Genomic DNA, 26,461 nt, shown 5'->3' with positions numbered 1-26,461 from the left:
GGGAAGCGGCCGTGCCCGATGCCGCCGTCGGCGTCACAGCTCGTCCGGGTCCTCGAACAGCTTGTGGCGCATCGCGTAGCGGACGAGTGCCGTGTCGTTCGGCATCTGCATTTTTTCGAGGATCCGCGTCTTGTACGTGCTGACGGTCTTGACGCTGACGCAGAGCGCCTGCGCGATCTCGGAAATCGACTCGCCGGTGGTGACGCGCCGGAACACGTCGAACTCGCGGTCGGACAGGCGCTGGTGCGGCAGGAGATCGGTCGGCTCGTTCAGGCTCTGCGCGAACTGCTCGGCCATGGTCAGGCTGACATAGACGCCGCCGGCCGCGATCTTGGTCAGGGCGGCGACCAGTTCGGCGCTGGCACTTTCCTTGGTCATGTAGCCCGAGGCGCCCGCGCGGAATGCCCGCACCGCGTACTGCTGCTCGGCATGCATCGTCAGCACGAGGATATGCAATCCCGGCTTCTCGTCCTTGATCTGCTTGATGAGCTCGACCCCGTTGCGGCCGGGCATCGACAGGTCGAGCACCAGCACGTTGGCGTCCGTGCCGCGCATGAGCGCGATCGTCGACGCACTGTCCTGCGCTTCGCCGACGACCTCGAACCCGCTCGCGCTCTGCAGGATGTGCCGAAGACCGTCCCTGACGAGTGCGTGGTCGTCGGCGATGAGTACCCTGATCATGACCGCATCTCTCCTTGCTCGATGGCGTGCAGCGGCAGCGCCACGGTGATCGTGAATCCCTTGCCCGGCTGGCTGTCGATCGTCACCGTGCCGTCGAGCATGTGCGCGCGCTCGCGGATGCCGATCAGGCCGAACGACGGACGGTCCTGCGCATCGCGGGGGGGCGCCGGCGCGCCGTGACCGTTGTCCGCGATGCGCAGCATGCAATAACCGTCTTCCGCTTTCAACGACAGTTTCACGTTCGTCGCGTCCGAGTGCCGCGCGACGTTGGTCAGCGCCTCCTGCACGATGCGGAACAGCGTGGTCGCTCCCGCGCCGGTGAACGCGATGTCGCCGGGGGCGATGTCCCGGTCGACCGTGATTCTGTAGCGGCGCGTGAAATCGTTCGCCAGCCAGTCGATCGCCGGGACGAGGCCCAGGTCGTCGAGCATCACCGGCCGCAGATCGGCCGCGATGCGCCGGAGCGACGCAACGGTCGAATCGATCAGGCGGTGCATGCCGCCCAATTGCTCGCGCACGCCGGGGTTGGGCGCGACGACGCCCGCGAGCCCCAGTTCGACGGCCGACAGATCCATCTTGAGCGCGGTGAGTTGCTGGCCGAGGTCGTCGTGCAGTTCGCGCGCGATCCGCGTCTTCTCTTCCTCGCGCACGTTCTGCAGGTTGGCGGACAGGTCGCGCAGTTCCTCGCGCGACTGCTTGAGGGCGTTTTCCGCGCGCACCCGCTCGGTCACGTCGCGCAGCATGACCGTGTACAGCTTGCCGGTGCCGTCGCGAATCTGCGAGATCGACGCCTCGATCGGAAACTCGGTGCCGTCGCCGCGCAAGCCGAACAGCACGCGTTGCCGGCCCATCTGGCGCTCCGACACGCCGGTCACGCCGAATTGCTCGACGTGTCGCGCATGCACGGCGCGAAAGCGCTCGGGGATGAAACGCGACAGCGGCGCACCGACCGCCTCCATCGCGGAGACGCCGAACACGCGCTCCGCGGCCGGGTTGAAGATCACGATCGTCTGGCTTTCGTCGACGGTGATGATGGCCTCCATCGACGAGCGGATGATGCCCATCATCCGGGCCTCGGTGGGCTGGCTGTCGCCGGCGGGCGCCGGCGTTCGGTTCGCGACGGCCTGCCGCACGAGCGCGGCCAGCGTCAGCGACAGTACGATGCCCGCCAGCAGCACGGCCGTCGCGGCCGCGTCCGTCGCGGCGCGCGGCGCGCTGTAGTGGAGCGAGAGCGGCGTGCCGCCGAACGTCAGCGCATCGGTCCGCTCGAACGTCGCGCCGGCGTCGAATGCGTCGCTTCCGCCGAAACCGCCGGAATACACGGGCGCCGCGGGATGGTCGGCCAGGATTTCCAGGCGCAGCCGTTCGAGCAGGGACGGATCGACGAGACGAGCCGGATTCAGCGCCGCATACACGTACCCGGCCGCCGTTGCGTGCCGCGCGCCGGGCGACGTGCGGTCTTCACCCTGTGCATCGATCGGCAAGTACAGCGTCAGTTCGGTCCGGGCGATCGCCGCATCGGTGCCGTCCTGAATGGCGTTCGCGGCGAGCGCGACCTTGCCGGTTTCCGCCGCCCGCTGCAGCGCCTGCCGGGTCGGCTGATCGTTGTTCGCCAGGCTCGGCTCGATTCGCCCGAGGCTGCGGACCGGCGACTGCAACCCGTCCAGATCGAGACCGGCGAGATACCGGCGCCACGCGCCGCCGTCCGGCGGCGCGGGCAGTGCCGACGCGAATTCCCGGGCGCCGCGCAGGACGACGGCGGCACCGAGGAGGCTGCGGCGGAGGTCGGCTGTCGCACGCGTCGCGGTTTGCGCGAAGCGTGCCTGGGCGGCTTGCTCCGCCCGATGCTGCAGCAGCCGGGATGCGGCAAACGAGGCGGCCACGCCGAGCACCAGCGTCAGCAGCACGGCAACGGTCGCATATCGGCTGGGCCGAATCGGCTGCGAAGCCGGTCCGGCCCGGAAGGGGGGCGCATTCACGGTCATTGCCGTTCATCCTGACGGATTTCGTCGACGGCGGGCTGGCGGCGGGCCGGACGCCGGGCACGAAGGGCGGAGCGGGCCGCAACCACGATATCGCCCTGAATTGTGCGCGTTTTGTCGGCATTCGCCAATCGGGACCGATGCGCAAGGGGGCGACGCCGCGCGTGCTTGACCCGTGTCAACGGACCGGCGCCTGCCGGGATCAGACTGGCTTCATGAACCGGTCGAACCCGGACGACAACTGGGAGGCGTCATGTATCACAGGATCTTTGCGGCACTCGACGGCAGCCGTGGCGCGCGGCTCGCGCTCGACGAGGCGATCTCGCTCGCCCGCGAGTCTGGCAGTCTGGTCATCGCCATGTGCGTGGTGTCGGATGCGCCGCGGCTCGCCGACGTCGACAGCGGCTATATCGATCAGCGCGATCCGGCCGGGCTGGACGCGGACCGGGCCGCGACAGCGGTCTCGGACGCCGAAACGGCGTTCCGGCTCTCGGGGGTGCGCGGCGTCGCGCAAACCATCGACGCGTGCGGAGAAGACATATCGGACGTGCTGGCGCGCGCCGCGGCCGAATGCGAGGCGGACCTGATCGTGATGGGCACGCATGGCCGGCGCGGCGTGCGCCGCGCGTTGCTCGGCAGTGTCGCCGAGTCGCTGGTGCGCATCGCGGACCGGCCGGTGCTGGTCGTACGGGAGGGGCCGGACGCGTGCGCCGGCGTGTTGTGAGGGGAAGGAAGCGGGCAGCCGCGAGTGGCTGCCCGTTCGCGCCGGCTCAGTGAGACAGCAGGACCGGCACCGTCATCGTTTCGAGGATCGTGCGGGTCGCGCCGCCCAGCACGCGCTCGTGGGCGCGGGTATGGCTGTACAGGCCCATGACGAGCAGATCCGCATGCAGGTCGGTCACCCGGTTCAGCAGCGTCGCGCCCACGCCGACCGACCGATCGCGCGGCGTCGTCGAGAACGATGCGCGCACGCCGTGCCGTTCGAGATACGCGGCGACGTCGACGCCGGCGGGCGTCTTGTCCGGATCGGGCTGGCCGCGGACAACCGTCTCGACGTTGACGAAGCGTGCGCGGGCGAGCAGCGGCAGCGCGTCGGCCATCACGCGCGCGGCTTCCCGCCCGCCGTCCCAGCCGACCAGCACGTTCTCGCCGAGCGTGCGCACGTCGCCCGCATACGGCACGACGAGCGCCGGACGGCCGCTGCCCATCACGACATCCTCGACGAAACGGCGCGCCACGTAGGTCATGCGGTCGTCGGGATCTTCCTGGCCGAGCACCAGCAGATCCGCGTGACGAGCATGCAGGATCGTGGCGGCAATCGGGTCGCCGGCCGGCGCCTGCCATTCGACGCTGCGTCCCGCGCGCTCGGCGGCGGTCAGGAACCGTTCTTCCGCCTCCTTGCGCCGCTGGTCGCACAGGCGCTCGTAGACGGCAAGCTTGAGCGGCTCGTCGGGCCGGCGCAACGGCTCGAGGAGATCCTGGCAGACCACGTAGAGGCCGATCAAATGCGCGTTCCAGCGTCCCGCGAGTTCGAGCGCGAGGTCGACTCGCGTCGCACAACGCTCGCTGTCGTCGAGGTGAACGAGCAGGGTCTTGTAGCTCATGACGGTACCTTTTCGGTTGAGGCGGCGGGGGATTCGGCGGGGTGCTCCGACGGGCAGCTCGCCGGAATCATCAGGACCGGGCAGGTGGCTTGACGCAGCACGCGCTCGGCCACGCTGCCGAGGAAGAGGCGCTGAAAGCCGTGACGGCCGTGCGTGCCCATCACGATCAGGTCGGCCTCGATCTCCCCGGCGAGACCGACGATCCGGTGCGGGACGGTTTCGCCCGCGGGCGCGACGTTGGAGATCTGCGGCGTGCCGGCCACGCCGCGTGCTTTCATGCGTCGCGCCGCGTCCTCGGTGACGCGCAGCCCCTCTTCACGGAATGCATCGACCAGGATCGACGGATCGTATCCGTACATGTCGTAGGCCGGCACCAGGAAATCGACGACGTAGACGGGTGTCAGCCGGGCACCCGTTTCCGACGCGAGCGTCAGCGCGGCGTCGAGTGCACGGGACGACGTGTCGCTGCCGTCGAGCGCAACCAGAATGTTCGAGTACATGGCAGTTCCCTTGAACGGATGTCGATGCACTCATCATCGGCGCGTGCACGCCGGTCGCGCTGATCTGGATCAAGCGTCCCGGTTGCCGCGCAGCACGCGCACCGCCGCGCGCGCCGCGATCCAGGCCTCGTTGGTCGGCTCGACGACCACCGTGACCGCGCTCGCCGCGGACGACACGACATGCGCGTCGGCGGCATTCGCGCGCGCGTCGAGCGCGACGCCGAGCCAGCCGAGCGCCGCGCAGATCCGCTCGCGCAACACCGCCGAGTGCTCGCCGATGCCGGCCGTGAAGACGAGCATGTCGAGGCCGCCGAGCAGGGCGGTCAGCGCACCCGCCTCGCGCACGATGCGATGGACGTACAGCGCCAGCGCGTCGCGGGCCGGCGCGTCGCCGGCCGCCTCGCGCGCGAGCAGCACGCGCGGGTCGCCGGAAGCCCCCGACACGCCCTTGAGCCCCGACTCGTGATACAGCAGGTGTCCCAGCGCGTCGCCGGACAGCTTGCCGGCCTCGAGCAGGTGCAGGACGACGCCGGGGTCGAGCGTTCCGCAGCGGGTGCTCATCATCAATCCGTCGAGCGCGGAGAAGCCCATCGTCGTCGCGACGCTGCGGCAGTCGCGCAGCGCGCACAGGCTCGCGCCGCTGCCGAGATGGGCGGCGATCACGCGGCCGTGCGCACGCGCGCCGAACGACTCGTCGAGCGCGACGGACAGGTATTCGTACGACAGTCCATGGAATCCGTAGCGGCGCACGCCCTGGTCGAACCACGCGTGCGGCAGCGGCAGCAGCTGCTCGGTGCGCGGCAGCGTGCGATGAAACGCCGTGTCGAACACGGCGATCTGCGGGACGTCCGGAAACGCGTCGCGCAGCGCGTCGATCGCATCCAGGCTGTGCGGCTGATGCAACGGCGCCAGCGGCGTCAGCGTGCGCAGCGCGTCCAGCACGTCGTCGTCGACGAGCACCGGCTCCACGTATCGCGCGCCGCCGTGCACGACGCGATGCGCGATCGCACCCAGCGCGACATGCGGCAATTTCGTGCGGATCCACGTCGCGATCCGCGCGAGCACCGCGCGGTAGGGGTCTTCCCGCGTGCCGAGCGGCAGCGAACCGTCGGGCTCGGCGTCGAAGCGGATCGATACGCGGTGGCCGGCAGCGACCGCTTCGCCCTCGTGCAGCGGCCGCCGCGCGGGGGCGCCGTGCGGGGCGGGTACGCGAAGACCGCGAACTTCACGCTCGACGAGCCGGCATTGACGACGAGCAGGGCGAGCGTACGCATCGGCCGCCCTCAGTGCGACATCAGTACCGGCAGCGTCATCGACGCCAGCACCGTGCGCGTGGCGCCGCCCATCACCAGCTCGCGCCAGCGCGAATGGCCGTAGGCGCCCATCACGAGCAGGTCGGACCCGGTTTCATACGCGCGCGACAGCAAGGTGTCGCCGACCGCCGAGCCGGCGCCGGCATCGATGTCGAGCACGTTCACGTCGCGTGCATGGCGGGCCAGCATCAGCGCGGCATCGGCGGCCGGAATGCGCGTGGTCGCCGCTTCCGAGTTGCCGTCGACCACGGCGGCGACCGTCGTGCGCTTCGCATGCTCCAGAAAGGGCAGTGCGTCGTGCGCGGCGCGAACGGCTTCGCGGCTGCCGTCCCATGCGACGAAAACCCGTTCGCCGATCGACGGAAATTCGCCGGTGTACGGCCAGAACAGCACCGGGCGGCCGGCGGACAACACGAGGTTCTCCGGAAACTGGTCGTCGATATAGGTCTCGGGGTCGTTCGGGTCGCTCTGGCCGGCAATCACCAGATCGGCGAGACGGGCGGCGCGCGGCACGGCCACGTTCGCGCGCTCGTCCGCGCGAACCCAGGTGGCCGGTACTTTTGCCCGGGCGGTCTCCGCATGGAACAGGCGTTCCAGCGCGGCGAGCCGCTCGTCGCGTTGTTCGCGGTGCGCGTGGAAATAGTCGGCGGAGCCGGCCATCACGTAGAACGAGTAGGGCTCGGGCGTGTAGACCGCGAACAGCCCGGTGAGATGCGCACCGAAGCGCCGGGCGAGACGCAACGCGCACTCGAGGCGCGAATGCGCGCGGGCGCTCGTATCGAGGTGCACGAGCATGCTTTTGTAGCTCATCGGAATCGCTCCATCGACGGGGGAACCGCCAGTGCAATCCAGTCTACGAAGCAGGGTTTCCGCGTGCTTGACTCAGATCAACGGCTCCCGCGCGCGATGCCCGCACAGTGAAGCGGTCGCGATGCCGATCCCGGGCAGGCGGCATGTGGCGCGATGCCAACCCATTGACCGGATCGAAAGAGGGAAGCCGATGAGTACGTACGCTTGGACGACACCGAACGACGTTTGCCGCGCGGGCTGCGATCTCGCGCTGCGCATGGCCGCGCTGAACCGCGACTGGCAGCATGAATGGCATGCGCTGGCCGGGCGGCGCATCGAGCGGGACCGCGCCGCGGTGGGCCACCTGCAGCAGGCGTTGGCTGAAACGCAAGAATGGACGGCGTTCGGCGAGGCGACCCGGCAGGTGATGCGCGACTACGCGATCGCGAGCGTCGCGATCTGGCAGGATGCCGTCGAGCTGGGCATGCGTGCGCAGTTCGAGAACGCCGGCGCGTGGCGCAACTGGTTGCGCGAATACGGCGCGGGTGCGTTGTCGCGTTATCAGACCGACTGGCTGCCCGATCTGGGACGACTGGCCGCGGTCAACGAAGCCAGCATGCCGTGGGCCGAATGGATGACGGCACTGGAACGCGGGCTCGAGGACGCGAACGACGAGGCGCCGGTTGCCCGTCGCCGTCTGAACGGCGTGACCGACGCCCGGGAGAACGATCATGTGCGCTGATCGTGTCGCGTTCGTCACGGGCGGAATGGGCGGGCTCGGCGCGGCGATCGGCCGGCGCCTGCACGACGCGGGCATGACGGTGGCGGTGTCGCATACGGAGCGCAACGACCACGTCGCGACGTGGCTCGCGCAGGAACGCGACGCGGGCAGGACGTTCCACGCTTTCGAAGTCGACGTCTCCGACTACGATTCGTGCCAGCACTGCGCGGCGCGCGTGCTGGCCGAGTTCGGGCGCGTCGACGTGCTCGTCAACAACGCGGGGGTCACGCACGACGCGACCTTCGTGAAGATGACCAAGAGCATGTGGGACGCGGTACTGCGCACCAACCTCGACGGCATGTTCAACATGACCAAGCCGTTCGTGCCGGGCATGATCGAGGCCGGCTTCGGGCGGATCGTCAACATCGGCTCGGTGAACGGCTCGCGCGGCGCGTACGGGCAGGCGAACTACGCGGCGGCGAAGGCCGGCATCCATGGCTTCACGAAGGCGCTGGCGCTCGAACTCGCGCGCCACGGCGTGACGGTCAACACGGTTGCCCCCGGCTATCTGGCGACCGCGATGCTCGCGACGGTGCCGAAGGAAGTGCTCGACACCAAGATCCTGCCGCAGATTCCGGTCGGCCGCCTGGGCAATCCGGACGAGATCGCCGAGCTCGTCGCCTTCCTGTGTTCCGATGCGGGGGCTTTCGCGACCGGCGCGGAATTCGACGTCAACGGCGGCATGCACATGCGATGAAAGCATCCGTCACGCGCATGCCGGTCGAGCACGAGCCGAAACGGCCAACGGGTACGCACGCACCGGCGTCGAACCCGACCGAATGCATGCCGGCCCGGCCGTCGCCCGCCGACCAATGGAACCGCGCCGCGCATGCGAACGTGGCCGCGATGACCTTCGGGCTGTCGCCCGTGTCGCTCGCGCTGGCCGTGCTCGACTGGGGCGCGCATCTGGCCGTGTCGCCGGGAAAATGCTTCGAGCTTGCGACGCAGGCGTGGCTGGCCGCCGCCGCACCGGCGGCAAACCCGGGCGACGACGAGGCCGACGCCGCCGACACGAGCGGCCTGGCGGTGCACGCCGGGCAGGCCGATCCGCGCTTCGTCGCGCCCGCATGGGCCGGCTGGCCGTTTTGCGCGTACCGCGACGGCTTCCTGTCGATCCAGCGCTGGTGGCGCGACGCGACGCGCGGCGTGCCGGGCGTCGAACGGCACCATGAGGCACTGGTCGGATTCGCCGCGCGGCAGTGGCTCGATGCATGCTCGCCGGGCAATTTACTCGCGACCAACCCGGTCGTGCTCGACGCGACGATGCGCAGCGGCGGCGCGAATCTCGCGGCAGGGCTGCGGCACTGGCTGGACGACGCGCACGCGCTGCTCGAACGCACGCGCGGCACGCGGGCGCGCGACACACGCACCTATCTGCCGGGGCGCGACGTGGCGATCACGCCGGGCCGCGTGGTCTGGCGCAACGCGCTGTGCGAGCTGCTGCAATACGACCCGACGACGGCCGACGTCGCACGCGAGCCGATCCTGATCGTGCCGTCGTGGATCATGAAGTACTACATCCTCGACCTGCAGCCGCACGATTCGCTGATTCGCTTCCTGGTCGACGCCGGCTACACGGTGTTTGCCGTATCGTGGCGCAATCCGGGCGCGGAAGCGCGCGAGCTCGGGCTCGACGATTACCTGCGCGACGGGTGCATGGCGGCGCTCGACGCCGCCCGCTCGATCTGCGCCGAGGCCGTTCACGCGGTCGGCTATTGCCTCGGCGGCACGCTGCTGGCAATCGGCGCGGCGGCGCTCGCGCGCGACGGGCGGCAACACGAGGTACTGCGCTCCGTCACGTTGCTGGCCGCCCAGACCGATTTCAGCGAGCCCGGCGAGCTCGGCCTCTTCATCGATGCCAGCGAACTGTCCGCGCTCGATGCGCTGATGTGGCGGCAGGGTTACCTCGACGGCGCGCAAATGTCCGCCGCGTTCCAGCTGCTGAACGCGCGCGACCTGATCTGGTCGCGCATGATGAGCGAATACCTGTTCGGCACGCGCACCAAGCCGAACGACCTGATGTCGTGGAACGAGGACACCACGCGCATGCCGTATCGGATGCATACCGAATACCTGACGCGGCTTTTCCTCGACAACGATCTCGCGGCCGGCCGCTACTGCGTCGACGGGCGGCCTGTCGCGCTGTCGGATATCGACGTGCCGACGTTCGCGGTCGGGACCGAGCGCGATCACGTGTCGCCCTGGCATTCCGTCTACAAACTCCATCTGCTCACGCACCACGCGCTGACGTTCGTGCTGACCTCCGGCGGCCACAATGCCGGGATCGTGTCCGAACCCGGCCATCCGGGACGCCACTATCGCTGCGCGACGCGCGAGCCCGGCGCGCCATACCGCAGCCGGCACGATTTCGCGAGCGCAACGCCAGTGGTCGACGGCTCGTGGTGGACGTGCTGGCGCGACTGGTTGCATGTGCATTCGTCGGGCGACGTGCCGGCACGGGTGCCGGCCGCCGGCTTCGGCGCCGCGCCCGGCAGTTACGTGCTCGAGACATGAACCTGAACCCGAAGATGAACCTGCCTCCGGAAGCGCCCGCCGACGCGTGCCTGCCCGGCCTGTTGCCGCGCGCGGACGGCGCGCCGCCCGACCTGATCGCGCGTGCGTGCCATGCGCCGCCGCTGACGGTGGCCGTCGTGCATCCGTGCGACACGGCCAGCCTCGTCGCGCTCGCCGCCCTCGCCGCGTCGCCGCTGGGCGCATCGATCGAACCGCTGATCGTCGCGCCGCGCGCGAAGGTGTCGCGCGTGGCGGCGGAGGCGGGCGTCGATCTGGCGAAATGGCCGATCGAGGACGTGCCGCACAGCCATGCGGCGGCGGCCCGCGCGGTGCAACTCGCGGCGGCAGGCCGCGCCGGCGCGCTGATGAAGGGCAGCCTGCATACGGACGAGCTGGTGGAGGCCGTCGTGGCCGCGGAATCGGGCCTGCGCACGGACAAGCGCATGTCCCATTGTTTCCTGATCGACGCGCCCGCGTATTCGCGGCCGTTCATCCTGACGGACGCGGCGGTGAACATCGCACCGGATCTCGCGCAGAAGGCGGCGATCACGCAGAACGCCGTCGACGTCGCGCATGCGCTCGGTGTCGCGCGCCCGCGCGTGGCCGTGTTGTGCGCGGTCGAGACCGTCAATCCGGCGATGCGTTCGACGCTGGACGCGGCCGCGCTCGCGAAGATGGCCGAGCGCGGGCAGATCACGGGGGCGGTCGTCGACGGCCCGCTCGCGTTCGACAACGCGATATCGCAGCGCGCCGCGCGCGAGAAGGGGATCGACTCGCCGGTTGCCGGCCGTGCCGATATCCTCGTCGTGCCCGATATCGAAGCGGGCAACATGCTCGCGAAACAGCTCGAATACCTGGGCGGCGCCGCGAACGCGGGCGTCGTCGTGGGCGCGCGCGTGCCGATCGTGCTGACGAGCCGCGCCGACGGCGTCGCCGTCCGGCTCGCCTCCTGCGCGCTCGCGGTGTTGCTGGCGCAAGTCCGGCACGACGCCGCCCCGATGCCTGAACAGGCCCCCCTTTCGATGGAGGAATCGCGATGAAAGCACTCGTGTATCACGGGCCCGGGCGCAAGGCGCTCGAACAGCGGCCCCGGCCGGAACTGCAGTCGCCGACCGACGCGATCGTCCGCGTGACGCGCACGACGATCTGTGGCACCGATCTGCACATCCTCAAGGGAGACGTGCCGACCTGCGAACCGGGCCGCGTTCTCGGCCATGAAGGCGTGGGCATCGTCGAGCAGGTCGGCGCGGCGGTCGATTCGCCGAAGCCGGGCGACCACGTGCTGATTTCATGCATCTCGTCGTGCGGCCGCTGCGAATACTGCCGCCGCGGCCTGTATTCGCATTGCACGACCGGCGGCTGGATCCTCGGCAACCGGATCGACGGCACGCAGGCCGAGTACGTGCGCATCCCGCATGCGGCGACCAGCCTGTACCGGATTCCGGCCGGCGCGGACGAGGACGCGCTCGTGATGCTGTCCGACATCCTGCCGACCGGCTTCGAATGCGGCGTGCTGAACGGCAAGGTGCAGCCGGGCTGCTCGGTCGCGATCGTCGGGGCCGGGCCGATCGGGCTGGCCGCGTTGCTGACCGCGCAGTTCTATTCCCCCGCGCGGATCATCATGATCGACCCGGACAGCCATCGGCTCGACGTCGCGCGGCGCTTCGGCGCGACCGACTGCCTCGACGGCCGCGACGGCGACCCGGTAGCGGGCGTGATGAAGCTGACCGACGGCGTGGGCGTGGATTGCGCGATCGAGGCAGTCGGCATTCCGGCGACGTTCGAGATGTGCACGTCGCTGGTGGCGCCCGGCGGGGTGGTCGCGAACGTCGGCGTCCATGGCGTCAAGGCCGACCTGCACCTCGAGAAGCTGTGGGATCGCAACATCTCGATCACGACGCGGCTCGTCGACACCGTCAGCACGCCGATGCTGCTGAAGACCGTGGGGGCCGGACGCCTCGATCCGGCGCGCCTGATCACGCACCGGTTTTCGCTCGACGACGTGGAAAGCGCGTACGACACGTTCGGGCGCGCCGCGCAAACCCGCGCGTTGAAGGTCATCATCGAGATCGGCTGAGTGTCGCGCCCGGGGCCGCGTGCGGCGGGAACCGCGGAGGCTGCGGGCTCCGTCACGCGCGGCGGGCGTCTGGCCGGCGCTTCGCCGGCGGTCAGGACGACAGCGCGGCCGGTTCCTGCGTGCCGCGCGATTCGGCTTCGTCGAGATCGACGCACTGCTCGTAGGTCGGCACCTCGCACGGCCAATGCAGGCGCTCCGAGATGCGCCGGCGCATCGCATCCGCGGCAGCGGGCTCGCCATGCGTGACGAACGTCCGCACGGGCGCGCCCTGCATCGTGCCGAGCCAGTTCAGAATCTCTTCGTAATCGGCGTGGGCCGACAGCGTCGTGATCGACTCGACCTGCGCGCGCACGCGGACGTATTCGCCGTGAATCTTCAGCGTCGGCTCGTGCGCGGCGAGCGCCGCGCCGCGCGTGCCGGCCGCCTGGTAGCCGACCAGCGCGATCGTGTTGCGCGCATCGGGCGCGTAGCGGGTCAGGTGGTGCAGCACGCGCCCGCCCGTCGCCATCCCGCTGCCGGCGATGATGACCATCGGGCCATGGTGTTCGGCGATCGCCTTCGACTGGTCGACCGAGCGGATCATCGTGGCCGCGTGGCCGAGGGCGTTCGCGTCGGAAACGGTCAGCCGGTGTTCGAGGATATGGCGGCGATAGAGCTCGGTCACGTCGGTCGCCATCGGGCTGTCGAGGAACACCGGGACGCGCGCCATGCGGCCGGACGCCTTGAGCCGCGCGATGTAGTGCAGGATTTCCTGCGCGCGGCCGACGGTGAAGCAGGGCATCACGACGACCCCGCCGCGCGAGAAGGTCTTGTCGAACAGCGCGGCCAGTTCGTTCTCGGGGTCCGACGCCGGGTGCAGCCGGTCGCCGTACGTCGACTCGACGACCAGGTAGTCCGCATGAGCGGGCGGGCGCGGCGGTTGCATGATCGGGTCGTGGTACCGGCCGAGGTCGCCCGAGAACGCGAGCACCTTGTGATCCCAGTGCATCACGACGCTCGCCGCGCCGAGGATGTGCCCGGCCGGCAGCAGGCGGAACGACACGCCGCCGCCCAGCGCCGTGCATTCGTCGAAGGCGACGGGCTTCAGCAGGCGCAGCGCGCGCTGCGCGTCGTCCAGCGTGTAGAGCGGTTGCGCCGGATGATGCTTCGAGTAACCGTGCCGGTTCGCGAAGTCGGCTTCCTCCTCCTGCAGCCGCGCGCTGTCGCGCAGCATGATGTCGCAGAGTTCGGCGGTGGCCGCCGTGCAGTAGACCGGCCCGCGATACCCTTCGCGCGCGAGCACCGGCAGATAGCCGGTGTGATCGAGGTGCGCGTGCGTGAGCACGACCGCGTCCAGCGTGTCGGCCGCGAGCGGCAGCGGCCGCCAGTTGCGCAGCCGCAGGTTCTTCGTCCCCTGGAACAGGCCGCAATCGACCAGCACGCGCCGGCTGCCGTGCTCGACCAGATACTTCGAGCCGGTCACCGTTTCGGTCGCACCGAGAAAAGTCAGTTTCATGGATTGCCTCACCGCGAGTCGACGGAACAGTAGGTCGATTACATCCCGAACGCGCGCGCGGCGGTTGATCGAAATCAGGGATGGCGGGATCCGCGTGCGGGCCGGGCGAGCCGGAGGATGCCGTTCATGATCGCGAATCCCGCGCGCCCGGCCGTGCCGCTAGCGCCCGGCCGACGCGGGATCCAGCTGCGCGACGAACGCGACGATGCCGGCAACCAGCGCGACGGCCGCGTACGGAACGACCCGCGAGTCGATCAGCATCGCGTGCACGACGCCCAGCAGCGACGCGAGCGCGACGAACACGCAGAGCGTCGCGAGCGCGCTTCGGTATGGCAGACCCATCATGACGTTCTCCCGGGAGGCGGCCGCCGCGGACGGCGTTGCCGTCGACGCAGCGGCCGCGGATTGCGCAACACATGGCCTCATGATCGCGTGCCGCGCGCCCGCCCGCTTGATCTGTATCAACGGACGAATCCCGGCGTCACGGGGGCGATGCCCCGATCACGCCATCTGGCCGATCGTCTTGCGGAACCGCGTCAACGACAGCAGGAACAGCACGCAGCCGATCGCGAACAGCGCCGCGAACTGGGTCCATACCGCATCAAGCCCGGCACCGCGATACAGGATGCGCTGCGCGAGTTCGACGAAATGGGTGGTCGGCGCGGCCAGCATGATGTCCTGCACGACGGGCGGCATGCTCTCGCGGGGCGTCAGTCCGCCCGACAGCAGTTGCAGCGGCAGCAGCACCAGCACGAGCAGCATGCCGAACTGCGGCATGCTGCGCACGAGCGTCGCGAGGAAGATCCCCATCGACGTCGTCGCGAACAGGTGCAACGCCATCCCGGCCACGAACAGCGGCACGGACCCGGGAATCGGCACGTGCAGCGCGCCGCCCACGACGAACGTCAGCGAAGCGACGGCCGCCACCGTGACGACGAGCCCCATCGACCAAACCTTCGCGAGCATGATTTCGGCCGCGGTGACCGGCATGACGAGCAGATGCTCGATCGTGCCGTGCTCGCGCTCGCGAATCAGCGCGGCCCCGGTGAGGATCATCGACAGCATCGTCACGTTGTTGATCAGCTCCATCAGCGCGCCGAACCAGACTTCGTCGAGATTCGGGTTGAAGCGCATCCGCATCGCGAGATCGACGGGCGGCAAGGACGTGCCGCGATGGCGGCGCACGAACGCATCGATCTCGCCCGCCACGATCTGCTGGACGTAACTGCCGCCGGTGAACGCTTGCGTCATGCGGGTCGCATCGACGTTGAGCTGGATCGTCGCGCGGCGGCCGGACAGCACGTCGCGCTGGAAGTCCGGCGGAATGTCGAGCGAGAACGTGTAGTCGCCGTTGTCGAGACCGCGATCGGCCGCGCCGGCGCCGACGATCGGCGGCGGCGCGAACTGCGGTGGAAAGAACGCCGCCGCGATGCGCGCCGACAGCGGCGACGCGTCCTCGTCGACGATCGCGATCGGCACCTTGTGCAGCGTTTCCGGGCGGGCGGTGGCGGCGACGTAGATCGATGCGCTGAACGTGTAGACGATCAGCGCGAGCAGGATCGGGTCGCGGGCGAGGCTCCACAGTTCCTTGATGCCGAGCCGGTAGATGACGAGCAGGCGTGACATGATCACCGCTCCTGCTTGCGCAGCAGGATGCCGGTCGCCACCATGATGACCGGCACGGCCGCGAGCATCGGCCAGAACTGGGACGACAGGTCGGCCAGCCCGAGCGCCTTGTTGTAGACGCCGCGGCTGATCGCGAGCATGTAGGTGGCCGGATAGGCGGTGCCGACCCACTTGCCGCTGCCCTCGAGCGACGACAGCGGCGTGAGCAGGCCCGAGAACTGCACGACGGGAATCAGCGTGCCGACGATCGTCATGAAGATCGCGGCGATCTGGCTGCGGGTGAACGTCGACGCGAACAGCCCGATGCCGGTGGCCACGACATTGAAGATCAGCACCGCGGCCGCCAGCGTCGCGAAACTGCCCTTGATCCGCACGCCGAACACGACGTCGGCCAGCACGACCATCAGCAGGAAGTTCAGCATGGCGAGCATGACGTACGGCGCCTGCTTGCCGAGCAGGAATTCGGCCCGCGTGACGGGCGTCACGTACAGGTTGACGATCGAGCCGAGCTCGCGCTCCCGCACGACCGCGAGCGCGGTCAGCATCGCGGGCAGCATCAGCAGCAGCATCGGCATGATCGCGGGAATCATGGCCGGCAGGCTCTTGACGTCGGGGTTGTAGCGATAGCGGATCGCGATGTCGACGGCCGGCGCGAGCGACATGCCGAGCCGGCGCTTCGCCTGGTCGCGCAGCCAGTTCTCGTGCATGCCGGCCACGTAGCCGCGGATCGTTTCCGCGCGCATCGGCATCGCACCGTCGACCCATGCGCCGATCTCGACGCGGCGGCCGCGCGCGACGTCGCGAGCGAAACCGGGCGGGATCTCGATCGCGAGCGACAGCCGGCCGTTGCGCATGCGGCGCTCGATGTCGCGATCGTCGACGAGCGGCGCGCGCGGCACGAAGTAGCGGGAACCGGCGAGGTTCTGCGCATAGTCCTGGCTCAGGATCGACTGATCGCGGTCGAGCACCGCGAACGTCAGGTTGTCGACGTCGAGGCTGATCCCGATGCTGATCACGCACATCAGCACGAGCGAGCCGAACAGCGCCAGCGTCGCGCGCAACGGGTCGCGTCGCAGCTCCAGCACTTCGCGCCACAGATAACTGCCGGCGCGCGCCGGGCTGAACCACGCCGCCGCATGGGCGCCGCCGCCCGCACCGGCCGCCGCGGGCGGCGGGGCGAGCCAGCCGGCGTCGGACGGTGCGCCGTCCGCGCCGTCCGCGGCGTCGGTACGCTGCGCGTCGCTCAGGTAGCCGATGAACGCCTCCTCGAGCGTGCCGGCGCCGCGCTGGCGGACCAGTTCGTCGGGCGCGGCGCTCGCCAGCACGCGGCCCGCGTGCATCAGCGAGATGCGGTCGCAACGGGCGGCCTCGTTCATGAAGTGCGTCGAAATGAAGATCGTGACCCGATCGTTGCGCGCGAGCGCGATCATCAAGCGCCAGAAGTCGTCCCGCGCCACCGGATCCACGCCCGACGTCGGTTCGTCCAGGATCAGCAGGTCGGGCTTGTGGACCATCGCCACGGCAAGCGAGAGCCGCTGGCGTATGCCGAGCGGCAGGCGTTCGGGCAGCGCGTCGAGCACCTCGGCGAGCCCGAAGCGCCCGACCATTTCGGTGATCCGCGCGGGCAGGTCCGGTTCGGGCACGCCGAACAGGCGCGCATGCAGCACGAGGTTCTGCCGGACGGTCAGCTCGCCGTACAGCGAAAACCCCTGCGACATGTAGCCGACCCGCCTGCGCGTGTCGATGTCGTTCGCGGTGACCGGCCGGCCGAACAGCGTCGCCGTGCCTTCGGACGCGGCGAGCAAGCCCGTGAGCATCTTCATCGTCGTCGATTTGCCGCAGCCATTGGAGCCGAGAAACCCGAAGATTTCGCCGCGCCGGATCTTCAGGCTCACGTGGTCCACCGCGACGAAATCGCCGAAGCGCATCGTCAGCGCGTCGGCCTCGATCGCGTAGTCCGCGGCCGCGCCAGGCTCGAACGGCGTCGGCCGGACCGGCTGGTGCCCGTGCCGCCGCGCTTCCGGCAGCAGCGCGACGAACGCGTCTTCCAGCGTGTCGCAACCGGTGCGGGCGAGCAGCTCCGCGGGGCTGCCCGTCGCCAGCACGCGGCCGGCGTCCATCGCGATCAGCCGGTCGAACCGCCGTGCCTCGTCCATGTAGGCGGTTGCCACGAGCACGCTCATCGCAGGGCGCGCGGCGCGGATGCGTTCGATCAGTTCCCAGAACTGGGCGCGCGACAGCGGGTCGACCCCGGTTGTCGGCTCGTCGAGGATCAGCAGGTCGGGATCGTGGATCAACGCGCAGCAGAGGCCGAGTTTCTGCTTCATGCCGCCGGACAGTTTGCCGGCAGGGCGGTCGAGAAACGCATGAAGGCCGGTGCTGTGCGTGAGTGCGTCGATGCGGCGGCGCCGCTCGGCCGCATCGTGGCCGAACAGTCTCGCGAAGAACTGCAGGTTTTCCTCGACCGACAGCGTCGCGTACAGGTTCCGGCCCAGGCCTTGCGGCATGTAGGCGATGCGCCGGCATACCCGCGCGCGATGGCGGCGCGACGACAGGTCGCCGTCGAGCGTCCAGACCCGGCCCTGCTGGATCGCCCGCGCGCCGGACACGAGCGCGAGCAGGCTCGACTTGCCGACACCGTCCGGCCCGATCAGCCCGATCATGCGGCCGGCCGGGATGTCGAGCGTCACGTCGTCCAGCGCGCACGTGGCGCCGTAGCGCAACGAGACACCCGACAGCCGGGCGACCATGCCCGATGGCGCGGACGCCGGCGGATCTTCCGCCGCGCCGGCCCCGGTGTCGACGGGCAACGTCGACTTCATTGCGGCACCTTGATCGCGAGGCGGGCCGGCCAGCCTGCGCCCGGATCGGTCTTCAGCCACGCGACGCCCGGCAGGCCGGTCTTGACGAGTTTCAGGTGGCGCTGCAGCAGGTCGCGGTCGATGCGTGCCTTGACCCGAAACATCAGCTTCTGCCGTTCGGTGGCCGTCTCGACCGTCTTCGGCGTGAATTGCGCGGTGCTCGACACGTACGACACGCGGGCCGGAATCACGTATTCCGGTGCCGCATCGAGCACGATCCGCACGTCGGCGCCGAGCGGCACCCTGCCGACGACCGTTTCGGGCAGGAAGAACGTCATGTAGACGTCGGACAGGTCGACGACATTGAGCACCTTGCCGCCCGCCGGCAGGACTTCACCGGATTCGGCGATGCGATACTGGACGCGCCCGTCGCGCGGCGACGTCAGCTCGCTGTCCGAGATGTCGGCCCGCACGCGTGCGACCGTCGCCTGCGCGGCCGTCACGGCCGAGCGCGCCGCGACGAGCTGCGCGCGGGTCGCGTCGATCCCGGCCTGGGCGGCGTCCACCTGGGCGCGCGCGGCATTCACGGTCGCTTTCAGGCTGCCCGCGCGGGCGCGATCGTCGTCGAGTTCCTGCAGCGACGACGCACCGTCCCGCGACAGCGTTTCGGAACGCGCGAGGCGTCGCATCGCGGCGTCGAGCTCGCTTTCGCGCTGCACGACGAGCGCGGCGGCGGCCGCCTTGTCGCTGCGGCGCTGCGCCACCTGCGCGTCGATGCTCGCCGCGGTGTTCACGGCCTGCTGCTCCCGCGCCTGCGCCTCGTCGAGCTGGGCCTGCAGGACGACGACGTCCATGCGTGCCAGCGGTTGACCGGCCGTCACGAAGTCGCCTTCGTCGACGAGCATCGCGGTGACCCGTCCCGGCAGCTTGGTCGCGACGTCGATCTCGGTCGCCTCGATGCGGCCGTTGCCGCTGACGAGGCCCGCATCCGACTGTCCGTCGCGCCAGCGGGTCCACCCGTAATACGTGAGGCCGATCGCGAGCACGGCCGCACCGGCACCGATCAGAAGAGGGTGCTTGATGGTTTTCATTGTCGGGAACCCGAATCGGTGGAAAGGTGGTCCGGTGCGGCGGCGGTCTTGCCGGTATCGGTCGTTCCGCCGCCGAGCGCGCCGTACAGCGCGACGCGGCTTGACAGCAACGCGCGACGTGTCATGACCCATTGCTGCTCCGCGTTCATCAGGTCCCGTTGTGCATCGAGGACTTCGAGAAAGCGGGTGGCGCCGCTGTCGTAGCGCAGCTTCGCGAGGCGCGCCCGCTCCATCTGGGAGACGAGCGTGGCATGCTCGATCGCGACCTGATCGGCGAGCCAGTAGCGCGCGGCGAGGGCATCGGACACGTCGCGAAATGCGCGCTGCACGGTCTGCTCGTACTGCGCGAGGGCCTCGTCGCGCTGCGCGCGCGCGAGGGCGAGATTCGACCGGTTGCGGCCGCCGTCGACGAGCGGCAGCGTGACGTTCGGAATCACCGACCACACGCCCGCTCCGGACGACAGCAGGTCGTGCAGCGCGCTGCTTCCCGAACCGATCGCGCTCGTCAACGCGATGCGCGGGAAGAACGCCGCGCGGGCCGCGCCAATATTCGCGCGCGTCGCCTGCAGTTCGTGCTCCGTGGCCATCACGTCCGGACGCCGGGTCAGCAGCGAGGCGGGCAGGCCCGGGGCGAGCGACGGCATCACGGCGCCGTCGTCGAGCGTGAGCGGCGTGTCCGCCCGCTCCGGCGTCGCGCCGACCAGCAATGCCAGCGCATCGGCAGCCGATGCACGCGCCTGCGCCAGCTGCGTGCCGAGCGACTCGGCCTGCTGCAGCAGGATCTCCGATTGCGTGAGGTCCAGGCGCGAGATCGCACCGGCCGCATGACGCAGCCGGAAAATCCGCAGCGACTCGCGTCGTGTATCGATCGTCGCGCGCGTCAGCGCGATCCGTTCATCGATCTCGCACAGGGTCAGGTAGGCGTTCGCGACCCCGGTGATCACGCTCAACGCCATCGCCTGCCGGGCCGCGTCGCTCGCGAGATAGCGCTGCAGCGCCGACGCCTTCAGGTTGCGCACGCGGCCCCAGAAATCGATCTCCCATTGCGTCTCGGCCAGCTGGACCTCGTAGACCTGGCCGACGATCGGCGCGGGCGTCAGGAAGCCGCCGGGCGTGCGAAACCGCGCATAGGCCGCGCCGGCGCCGATCGTCGGCCACTGATCCGCGCCGCGGATGCCGTAGACGGCGCGCGCCTGTTCGACGCGGGCCACGGCGGCACGCAGATCGCGGTTGTTGGCGAGCGCCTGCTCGATCAACGCGCGCAGGCGTGCGTCGACGAAGTAGTCTTGCCAGGCAGGCGGCGCTTGTGCAATGGCGGGGCCGCGAGCCGACGGATCGGGGAACGCGGCGGGGATCGGGGCGGCCGGACGTTCGTCGGGTGGCGCGAACGACAGGCATCCGGACAGCAGGGCCGCACCGGCGGCCAGCGCAACGAGACGCATGCGCCGCGCGAAGGCAGGCTGAAACAGCGGCGGAAGCGCGACGGCGCGCATGGGATCTCCCATCGGATACGCGAACACTGGATGACGCCGCCTTCATGGCGACGCCGCTTCGGGTTCACTTATATCCGACGATTGCCGCGCGCCCCCTTGATCTGCATCACTGCCGCTGTAATGCGTTTCGAGTGAACCCTCGCTTGACAGGCAAGCGCCAGATCGTCCGGCCGATGCGCCATTTACAGGCGGTCGCCGGGCGCGAGATTCAGCAGCACGACGAACGACAGGATGCTCAGGATCAACGTGACGATCGAATACCTGAACACCCGTTCGTCGAACAGCATGCCGTGCACGATGCCGGCCAGCGATGCCAGCGCGATGAACACGCTCAGCGTCGCGAGTGCGATGCGGTACTGCTTTCGGTTCATGACGGTCTCCCGGGAAGCGGTTCTACCCTCTCGACGCGACCTGCCGGCGTTGTCGCGGCGTTCGCGGCGTCTCCGGTCATGATCGAGTCGCGCCGCGGCGCACCGTTGATCTGCATCAACAGACGAATTCAGCGGTGACGCATGCGCGCGCCGTGCCGGCAAGCCCGCGGTTGATTGATCCTCGTCAAGCCGCCGGCGCCGCCATGCGCGATGCTGAATCGGGTACGGCACGCTTCCGGTCGCACGCTTCGCGATCGGCACGCGCCCGGACGGGAGACCGACATGAAGTCCGATGCAGCACTCAAGCAGGATGTCGAGCAGGCGCTGTTCTGGAATCCGGCGATCGATGCGCGCCGGATCGACGTCGACGTACGCGACCGGATCGTGACGCTGCGCGGCACGGTCGACAGCTGGGCCCAGAAACTCGAGGCGCAGAAAACCGCGCTGCATGTCGCGGATGCGCGCGCGCTGGTGCTCGAGCTGAACGTCGAGCCGCCGGAGGATGCCTGTGCCGACCACGAACTGGCGATCGCGATCACGTTCGCGCTCGGCTGGCAGGAGGCATTGCGCGATCACGCGATTCGCGTCGAGGTCGATCACGGCTGCGTGACGCTCGACGGCGAGGTCGATCATGCATACCAGAGCCGCGCAGCGGAAAAGATGGTGAGCCGGATGAAAGGCGTCGTCGGTGTCGCGAACCGCATTCGGGTGCGCGCCGACCATACGGTGCCCGACGTGGGCACCCGGATCGCCGAAGCACTGGCCCGTCGCGCGCAGCGCGAATCCGCCGGGATCTCGATCGATGCGGACGACGGCATCGTCACGCTGACGGGCACGGTCGCGTCGCTGGCGGAACGACGCGCCGCGTGCGGCGCGGCGGCGTCGGTCAGGGGCGTGCGCGAGGTCGTCGACCGGTTGACCGTCGCGTGAGCGTCGCGCCCGTACGGTCCATTACCACGGAGAAGCAGCCATGAATCGCTCGCATTCCGGCCCCGGCCGCCACTATTTGCGCCGCGACAAGCGCATGCAACCGCACACGAAGGACAGTTACCGCGAGCCGAAACGGCCGCCGGGCGACCGGATCTGCGACGGATGCGGGGCCGTCTGCGATGCCGGCCGCTGGACCTGGTACGCGACGCCGCTCGACCGGCGTCAGCTCGAATGCCCGGCCTGCAAGCGCATGCGGGAAAACGCGCCGGCGGGCGAACTGGTGCTGCGCGGCGAATACATGCGCAAGCATCGCTCGGCGATCCTCGAACTGCTCGAGCGGCAAGCCGGTCTGGAAATGAGCGAGCACGCGCTCGAACGCATCATGGAGATCGAGCAATCCGGCGACACGCTCGTGATTCGAACCACCGGCGTGCACGTGGTGAGGCGCATGGGCGAGGCGCTGCTGCATGCGCATCACGGCGCGCTGGCATTCAACTATCGCGACAGCGAGGACCTGCTGCGCGCGAGCTGGACGCGTGACGCGGCTTGAGCGGTCGCGAGTCCGGCGCACAGGCGCGACGTCATGAAGAAGCCATTCGACTACTCCGCGTTGCTGATCCCGATCGCGTTCGCCATCCTGATCGCCTATCAGTTGCTGATGGCCCAGCCGGCGACGACATCGATTTCGTACAGCGATTTTCATCGGCTGGTCGACGCGCGGCTCGTCGACGAGCTCGAAATCGGTCAGTCGTCGATCGCGGGTGCGCTGCGCATGCCTGAAGCCGGCGCGCTGCTGCCGGCTTCCGACGCGGTCGCCGTCAAGCAAGCCGGGCCGCCGTGGCGCTTCACGACGAACCGCGTCGGCGACGATCATCTGGTCGCCGCGCTGACCGCCGCCGGCATCCGCTATCGCGGGATGCCGGATTCGGGCTGGATCGCGACGCTCGCGACGTGGATGTTTCCGATGATCATGTTCTTGCTGGTGTGGAACTTCATGATGCGGCGGCCGGGCGGGATGAGGGACCTGGGCGGCATGGGCAAAAGCCAGGCCCGCGTGTACGTGCAGCAGGAAACCGGCATCACGTTCGACGACATCGCGGGTATCGACGAGGCGAAGGCCGAGTTGCAGCAGATCGTCGCGTTCCTGCGCAGCCCCGAACGTTATCAGCGGCTCGGCGGCAAGATTCCGAAGGGCGTGCTGATCGTCGGCGCGCCGGGCACCGGCAAGACGCTGCTGGCACGTGCCGTTGCCGGCGAGGCGGGCGTGCCGTTCTTCACGATCAGCGGGTCGGCATTCGTCGAGATGTTCGTCGGCGTGGGCGCGGCCCGCGTGCGCGACCTGTTCGGGCAGGCGCAGCAGAAGGCACCGTGCATCGTGTTCATCGACGAACTGGACGCGCTCGGCAAGGCGCGCGGCGTCGGACTGATGTCGGGCAACGACGAGCGCGAACAGACGCTCAACCAGCTGCTCGTCGAGATGGACGGCTTTCAGGCGAATTCGGGCGTCATCATCATGGCCGCGACCAACCGGCCGGAGATCCTGGATCCGGCGCTGCTGCGCCCCGGACGGTTCGACCGCCACATCGCGATCGACCGGCCGGACCTGACCGGACGCAAGCAGATCCTGGCCGTGCATACGAAGCGCGTGAAACTCGCGCCGGAAGTCGATCTGGCCGAGCTGGCGTCGCGCACGCCGGGCTTCGTCGGCGCCGATCTCGCGAACGTCGTCAACGAAGCCGCGCTGCATGCGGCCGAACTCGGCAAGCCAGCGATCGGCATGGCCGACTTCGACGAGGCGATCGATCGCGCGATGACGGGCATGGAGCGCAAGAGCCGCGTGATGAACGAACAGGAGAAGCGGACCATCGCCTACCACGAGGCAGGGCACGCGCTCGTCGCGCAAAGCCGTGCGCACTGCGATCCGGTGAAGAAGGTGTCGATCATCCCGCGCGGCATCGCGGCGCTCGGCTATACGCAGCAAGTGCCGACCGAGGATCGCTACGTGCTGCGCCGGAGCGAACTGCTCGACCGGCTCGACGTGTTGCTGGGCGGCCGGGTGGCCGAGGAAATCGCGTTCGGCGACGTCTCGACCGGCGCGCAGAACGATCTCGAACGCGCGACCGCGCTGGCGCGGCACATGGTCATGCAGTACGGGATGAGCGACGCGATCGGCCTGATGACGCTCGACGACGCGGCATCGCCGGGCGGGTCGCCCGGCGTGTGGACGCCGGGCGACGGTCGCTGCAGCGAGCACACGGCGCAACTGATCGACGGGGAAGTGCGCGCGCTGCTCGAGGACGCGCATGCGCGGGTTGCGGCGACGCTCGGCGCGCGTCGCGATGCGCTCGAACGGATCGCGCAGAGCCTGTTGCAGCACGAATCGATCGATCACGACAGGCTGGTGGCCCTCATGGGGCCGCCGGACGATGGCGACGGGGAGCACCGCCCGGCGCAAGCCGATACGGAAGCCGTCAACGACGTCTCCGCCTGAGCGATCGAGCGCCGGAACGACGCCGGACGCCTGCCGTCGGCCATGGTGCCGGTCAACAGCTGATGCAGACGGCGTTGCACGGTCGTGCGGCGTCATCCGCGACGACCGACGCAAGCTGCGGATCGGGGCGGAAGACGGTGATGCCCTTGAGCCGGTCGCGCCAGGCCTGGAAGAACAGCGCATCGACCTGGGCGAGCGAACACTGGCCGGGCATCGTGACGGTCTTCGAGATGCCGGCGTCGACGCACGGCTGCAATGCGGCGAGCATCGCGACGTGATCGGCCGGTGCGATATCCGCCGCCGTGACGAAGTAGTCCGGTAACGCGACGTGCTCGCCGTGCCGCTCGCGAAACAGCCGGTAAGCGTGATTCTCCACGCGAAACGGACGGATCCGCCCGTCCGCCGTGCGCACCATGCGGCGCTGCGTCCAGCCGACGGCCGGCTCGATCCCGTTCGAACAGTTGTCGCAGAAGGCGAGGCTCACGCTGCCGGCCGGCGCAAACGACAGCAGATGGCTGTTGCGCAGCCCGTGCCGCGCGATCGCGTGATGGACCTTCAGCGGCAGGCGCATGCGGTACGCGGGGCCGCTCAGATAGGCGGCCGGATCGTAGGCGGGAAATGCGCCGCGCTCGGCGGCAAGCGCAGCGGACGCGGCAAACGCATGCTCGCGCATCGTCCGCGCGATGCCGGCCGCCACCGTACGCGCGTCGATGCTGTCGTAGCGCAACCGAAGCATCGTCAGCGCGTCGCCCAGCCCGGTGACGCCCACGCCGACGCGCCGCATCCGGCGCGCCTCCCGTTCATGCGCCGCGAGCGGCCACGCGGTCAGGTCGAGCACGTTGTCGAGCAGGCGCACCTGGATGCGCACCGCGTCGGCGAGCGCCGCGGCATCGAAGCGCGGTTTGCCGTCGACACCGAACGGGTGAGAGACGAACCGCGACAGGTCGATCGGTCCGAGCACGCAACTGCCGTAGGACGGCAGCGGCTGCTCGCCGCACGGATTCGTCGCGTCGATCCGCTCGTGCGCGCGCATCGGATTCGCCTCGCGGATCGTGTCCAGAAACAGCAACCCGGGTTCGGCGCTGTCGCGTGCGGCATGGACGATCTCGTGCCAGAGCGCGCGGGCCGGCACCGTTGCATGAAGATAGCGCCCATCCAGCCGCCGGATCGATGCACCGGATGCGGCGCGGGGCGGCGCGTGATGAACGAGCGCCCAGGGCAGATCGTGCGCGACCGCTTCCATGAACGCGTCCGTGATGCCGACCGACAGGTTGAACGTCGGCCAGCGCATGCGTGCGCGCTTGGCGGCGACGAACGCGAGGAGATCCGGATGATCGCAGCGCAGCACGCCCATTTGCGCGCCGCGGCGCGGGCCGGTGAACGGCAGGGCGCCGCACATGGCATCGAAGCGGTCGATGGCCGCGCATGCCCCTCGTTCGGCTGACAGGCGCCGTTCGTACGCACCGGCGGGCGGCACCGGCGAGAAGTCGTAGCCGATTCCGCCCCCCATCAACAGCGTGAGCCGCGCGTCGTCGAGCGCCTGCTCGAGCGCGGCGTCGACGGTCTGCACCGGCCGGTCGGGCGACACGGCAAGCGGATGGACGAAGCAGTTGATCATCGTCCCGCCCGTCCGTGCGCCGGCGTTCGCCAGGATGCGGCCGGCGCCGATCGCGCCGTGCTGCAGGTTCCGGAAGAACGCCTGCTCCATCTGCGCACGCAATCCGGTCGGCTCGGCGAGCGACAGCGCATGCGCGACCCGACGGAAGACGGCCGCGCGAGACGTTTCGCCGGGCTGCGCATAACGTTCGGCGAACACGGTGGTGCAAAGCGGCTGCTCATCCATGGCGGGGCTCGGCGACAACGAATGATTCAATGTAGGCGCCTGCCCGGCCGTGCCGTTGATCGAGCGCAACCGGGCGCTT

Annotated in this window: 22 protein-coding genes and 1 pseudogene; 9 read left to right on the top strand and 14 right to left on the bottom strand. The window is 69.5% G+C overall.

Annotation, left to right across the window (positions count from 1 at the left end; all coding sequences use genetic code 11):
• Window positions 1–33 precede the first annotated feature (33 nt).
• The gene (locus tag HWX00_RS12175; protein WP_034192114.1) at window positions 34–681 is read right to left on the bottom strand and encodes a response regulator; all 648 of its coding nucleotides are present in this window, start codon (window positions 679–681) and stop codon (window positions 34–36) included.
• On the bottom strand, window positions 678–2,666 hold the full coding sequence (locus HWX00_RS12170; protein ID WP_175028191.1) for a PAS domain S-box protein: 1,989 nt from the start codon (window positions 2,664–2,666) through the stop codon (window positions 678–680). The genes HWX00_RS12175 and HWX00_RS12170 overlap by 4 nt, the downstream gene beginning before the upstream one ends.
• Window positions 2,667–2,916: 250 nt before the next feature.
• Between HWX00_RS12170 and HWX00_RS12165 the strand changes: the two genes are divergently transcribed.
• On the top strand, window positions 2,917–3,387 hold the full coding sequence (locus HWX00_RS12165; protein ID WP_034192116.1) for a universal stress protein: 471 nt from the start codon (window positions 2,917–2,919) through the stop codon (window positions 3,385–3,387).
• 46 nt (window positions 3,388–3,433) lie between these two features.
• Here the strand turns inward: HWX00_RS12165 and HWX00_RS12160 are convergent, their stop codons facing one another.
• The 4 genes and pseudogenes from HWX00_RS12160 to HWX00_RS12145 form a co-directional block, all read right to left on the bottom strand.
• Entirely contained in the window at window positions 3,434–4,267 is an 834-nt protein-coding gene (locus HWX00_RS12160) for a universal stress protein (RefSeq protein WP_034192117.1), read from the bottom strand.
• Window positions 4,264–4,767, bottom strand: a complete 504-nt coding sequence (locus HWX00_RS12155) for a universal stress protein (RefSeq protein ID WP_175028192.1) — start codon at window positions 4,765–4,767, stop codon at window positions 4,264–4,266. Before HWX00_RS12155 ends, HWX00_RS12160 begins: the two co-directional genes overlap by 4 nt.
• A gap of 69 nt (window positions 4,768–4,836) precedes the next feature.
• Window positions 4,837–6,041: pseudogene (locus tag HWX00_RS12150) on the bottom strand (acetate/propionate family kinase).
• Window positions 6,042–6,050: 9 nt separating this feature from the next.
• Window positions 6,051–6,890, bottom strand: a complete 840-nt coding sequence (locus HWX00_RS12145; RefSeq protein WP_034192120.1) for a universal stress protein — start codon at window positions 6,888–6,890, stop codon at window positions 6,051–6,053.
• A 190-nt stretch (window positions 6,891–7,080) separates the two neighbouring features.
• Between HWX00_RS12145 and HWX00_RS12140 the strand changes: the two genes are divergently transcribed.
• From HWX00_RS12140 to HWX00_RS12120, 5 genes are read left to right on the top strand one after another with little or no spacing between them, the layout of a single operon-like run.
• Entirely contained in the window at window positions 7,081–7,611 is a 531-nt protein-coding gene (locus HWX00_RS12140; RefSeq protein WP_034192121.1) for a hypothetical protein, read from the top strand.
• Window positions 7,601–8,347 carry a beta-ketoacyl-ACP reductase gene (locus HWX00_RS12135; protein ID WP_034192122.1) on the top strand — a complete coding sequence of 249 codons (747 nt, stop codon included), beginning with the start codon at window positions 7,601–7,603 and terminating at the stop codon, window positions 8,345–8,347. The genes HWX00_RS12140 and HWX00_RS12135 overlap by 11 nt, the downstream gene beginning before the upstream one ends.
• Window positions 8,344–10,164 (top strand): PHA/PHB synthase family protein, encoded by a 1,821-nt coding sequence (locus HWX00_RS12130; RefSeq protein ID WP_175028193.1) that lies wholly within the window; start codon window positions 8,344–8,346, stop codon window positions 10,162–10,164. The genes HWX00_RS12135 and HWX00_RS12130 overlap by 4 nt, the downstream gene beginning before the upstream one ends.
• Window positions 10,161–11,204 (top strand): bifunctional enoyl-CoA hydratase/phosphate acetyltransferase, encoded by a 1,044-nt coding sequence (locus HWX00_RS12125; RefSeq protein WP_226193832.1) that lies wholly within the window; start codon window positions 10,161–10,163, stop codon window positions 11,202–11,204. The genes HWX00_RS12130 and HWX00_RS12125 overlap by 4 nt, the downstream gene beginning before the upstream one ends.
• Window positions 11,201–12,241: a zinc-dependent alcohol dehydrogenase family protein gene (locus HWX00_RS12120; RefSeq protein WP_175028194.1), complete on the top strand. Its 1,041-nt coding sequence runs from the start codon at window positions 11,201–11,203 to the stop codon at window positions 12,239–12,241. Before HWX00_RS12125 ends, HWX00_RS12120 begins: the two co-directional genes overlap by 4 nt.
• Window positions 12,242–12,332: 91 nt before the next feature.
• Here the strand turns inward: HWX00_RS12120 and HWX00_RS12115 are convergent, their stop codons facing one another.
• The 7 genes from HWX00_RS12115 to HWX00_RS12085 all read right to left on the bottom strand — a co-directional run bounded on the left by HWX00_RS12115 (window position 12,333) and on the right by HWX00_RS12085 (window position 21,118).
• Window positions 12,333–13,736 (bottom strand): MBL fold metallo-hydrolase RNA specificity domain-containing protein, encoded by a 1,404-nt coding sequence (locus HWX00_RS12115; RefSeq protein WP_124608279.1) that lies wholly within the window; start codon window positions 13,734–13,736, stop codon window positions 12,333–12,335.
• Window positions 13,737–13,895: 159 nt separating this feature from the next.
• Window positions 13,896–14,081, bottom strand: a complete 186-nt coding sequence (locus tag HWX00_RS12110) for a DUF2964 family protein (protein WP_034192127.1) — start codon at window positions 14,079–14,081, stop codon at window positions 13,896–13,898.
• Between the two features lie 156 nt (window positions 14,082–14,237).
• On the bottom strand, window positions 14,238–15,362 hold the full coding sequence (locus tag HWX00_RS12105; protein ID WP_175028195.1) for an ABC transporter permease: 1,125 nt from the start codon (window positions 15,360–15,362) through the stop codon (window positions 14,238–14,240).
• A gap of 2 nt (window positions 15,363–15,364) precedes the next feature.
• Window positions 15,365–18,184, bottom strand: a complete 2,820-nt coding sequence (rbbA, locus tag HWX00_RS12100) for a ribosome-associated ATPase/putative transporter RbbA (RefSeq protein WP_279612807.1) — start codon at window positions 18,182–18,184, stop codon at window positions 15,365–15,367.
• Window positions 18,181–19,254 (bottom strand): HlyD family secretion protein, encoded by a 1,074-nt coding sequence (locus HWX00_RS12095; RefSeq protein ID WP_034192130.1) that lies wholly within the window; start codon window positions 19,252–19,254, stop codon window positions 18,181–18,183. The genes rbbA and HWX00_RS12095 overlap by 4 nt, the downstream gene beginning before the upstream one ends.
• Entirely contained in the window at window positions 19,251–20,747 is a 1,497-nt protein-coding gene (locus HWX00_RS12090; protein ID WP_175028196.1) for an efflux transporter outer membrane subunit, read from the bottom strand. Before HWX00_RS12090 ends, HWX00_RS12095 begins: the two co-directional genes overlap by 4 nt.
• Window positions 20,748–20,929: 182 nt before the next feature.
• Window positions 20,930–21,118, bottom strand: a complete 189-nt coding sequence (locus HWX00_RS12085) for a DUF2964 family protein (RefSeq protein ID WP_034192132.1) — start codon at window positions 21,116–21,118, stop codon at window positions 20,930–20,932.
• Between the two features lie 282 nt (window positions 21,119–21,400).
• Here HWX00_RS12085 and HWX00_RS12080 point away from each other — a divergent pair, with 282 nt between their 5' ends.
• The 3 genes from HWX00_RS12080 to ftsH are packed head-to-tail and all read left to right on the top strand — an operon-like array spanning window position 21,401 to window position 24,539.
• Entirely contained in the window at window positions 21,401–22,048 is a 648-nt protein-coding gene (locus HWX00_RS12080) for a BON domain-containing protein (protein WP_034192133.1), read from the top strand.
• 40 nt (window positions 22,049–22,088) lie between these two features.
• Complete coding sequence (locus HWX00_RS12075) at window positions 22,089–22,598, top strand: BCAM0308 family protein (RefSeq protein WP_034192134.1); 510 nt, start codon at window positions 22,089–22,091, stop codon at window positions 22,596–22,598.
• 33 nt (window positions 22,599–22,631) lie between these two features.
• Entirely contained in the window at window positions 22,632–24,539 is a 1,908-nt protein-coding gene (gene ftsH, locus HWX00_RS12070; protein WP_175028197.1) for an ATP-dependent zinc metalloprotease FtsH, read from the top strand.
• A 52-nt stretch (window positions 24,540–24,591) separates the two neighbouring features.
• Here ftsH and HWX00_RS12065 read toward each other — a convergent pair whose 3' ends face one another.
• Entirely contained in the window at window positions 24,592–26,382 is a 1,791-nt protein-coding gene (locus tag HWX00_RS12065; protein WP_175028198.1) for an adenosylcobalamin-dependent ribonucleoside-diphosphate reductase, read from the bottom strand.
• Window positions 26,383–26,461 lie beyond the last annotated feature (79 nt).

It is taken from the genome of Burkholderia seminalis DSM 23518 (assembly GCF_902832885.1).
Taxonomy (GTDB): Bacteria; Pseudomonadota; Gammaproteobacteria; order Burkholderiales; family Burkholderiaceae; genus Burkholderia; species Burkholderia seminalis.
This window is presented reverse-complemented; position numbering and strand designations above follow the sequence as displayed.

Coding starts and splice junctions, on each gene's coding strand:
- HWX00_RS12175 (WP_034192114.1), bottom strand. CDS start 681: ATGATCAGGGTACTCATCGCCGACGACCACGCACTCGTCAGGGACGGT.
- HWX00_RS12170 (WP_175028191.1), bottom strand. CDS start 2,666: ATGACCGTGAATGCGCCCCCCTTCCGGGCCGGACCGGCTTCGCAGCCG.
- HWX00_RS12165 (WP_034192116.1), top strand. CDS start 2,917: ATGTATCACAGGATCTTTGCGGCACTCGACGGCAGCCGTGGCGCGCGG.
- HWX00_RS12160 (WP_034192117.1), bottom strand. CDS start 4,267: ATGAGCTACAAGACCCTGCTCGTTCACCTCGACGACAGCGAGCGTTGT.
- HWX00_RS12155 (WP_175028192.1), bottom strand. CDS start 4,767: ATGTACTCGAACATTCTGGTTGCGCTCGACGGCAGCGACACGTCGTCC.
- HWX00_RS12145 (WP_034192120.1), bottom strand. CDS start 6,890: ATGAGCTACAAAAGCATGCTCGTGCACCTCGATACGAGCGCCCGCGCG.
- HWX00_RS12140 (WP_034192121.1), top strand. CDS start 7,081: ATGAGTACGTACGCTTGGACGACACCGAACGACGTTTGCCGCGCGGGC.
- HWX00_RS12135 (WP_034192122.1), top strand. CDS start 7,601: ATGTGCGCTGATCGTGTCGCGTTCGTCACGGGCGGAATGGGCGGGCTC.
- HWX00_RS12130 (WP_175028193.1), top strand. CDS start 8,344: ATGAAAGCATCCGTCACGCGCATGCCGGTCGAGCACGAGCCGAAACGG.
- HWX00_RS12125 (WP_226193832.1), top strand. CDS start 10,161: ATGAACCTGAACCCGAAGATGAACCTGCCTCCGGAAGCGCCCGCCGAC.
- HWX00_RS12120 (WP_175028194.1), top strand. CDS start 11,201: ATGAAAGCACTCGTGTATCACGGGCCCGGGCGCAAGGCGCTCGAACAG.
- HWX00_RS12115 (WP_124608279.1), bottom strand. CDS start 13,736: ATGAAACTGACTTTTCTCGGTGCGACCGAAACGGTGACCGGCTCGAAG.
- HWX00_RS12110 (WP_034192127.1), bottom strand. CDS start 14,081: ATGATGGGTCTGCCATACCGAAGCGCGCTCGCGACGCTCTGCGTGTTC.
- HWX00_RS12105 (WP_175028195.1), bottom strand. CDS start 15,362: ATGTCACGCCTGCTCGTCATCTACCGGCTCGGCATCAAGGAACTGTGG.
- rbbA (WP_279612807.1), bottom strand. CDS start 18,184: ATGAAGTCGACGTTGCCCGTCGACACCGGGGCCGGCGCGGCGGAAGAT.
- HWX00_RS12095 (WP_034192130.1), bottom strand. CDS start 19,254: ATGAAAACCATCAAGCACCCTCTTCTGATCGGTGCCGGTGCGGCCGTG.
- HWX00_RS12090 (WP_175028196.1), bottom strand. CDS start 20,747: ATGCGCGCCGTCGCGCTTCCGCCGCTGTTTCAGCCTGCCTTCGCGCGG.
- HWX00_RS12085 (WP_034192132.1), bottom strand. CDS start 21,118: ATGAACCGAAAGCAGTACCGCATCGCACTCGCGACGCTGAGCGTGTTC.
- HWX00_RS12080 (WP_034192133.1), top strand. CDS start 21,401: ATGAAGTCCGATGCAGCACTCAAGCAGGATGTCGAGCAGGCGCTGTTC.
- HWX00_RS12075 (WP_034192134.1), top strand. CDS start 22,089: ATGAATCGCTCGCATTCCGGCCCCGGCCGCCACTATTTGCGCCGCGAC.
- ftsH (WP_175028197.1), top strand. CDS start 22,632: ATGAAGAAGCCATTCGACTACTCCGCGTTGCTGATCCCGATCGCGTTC.
- HWX00_RS12065 (WP_175028198.1), bottom strand. CDS start 26,382: ATGGATGAGCAGCCGCTTTGCACCACCGTGTTCGCCGAACGTTATGCG.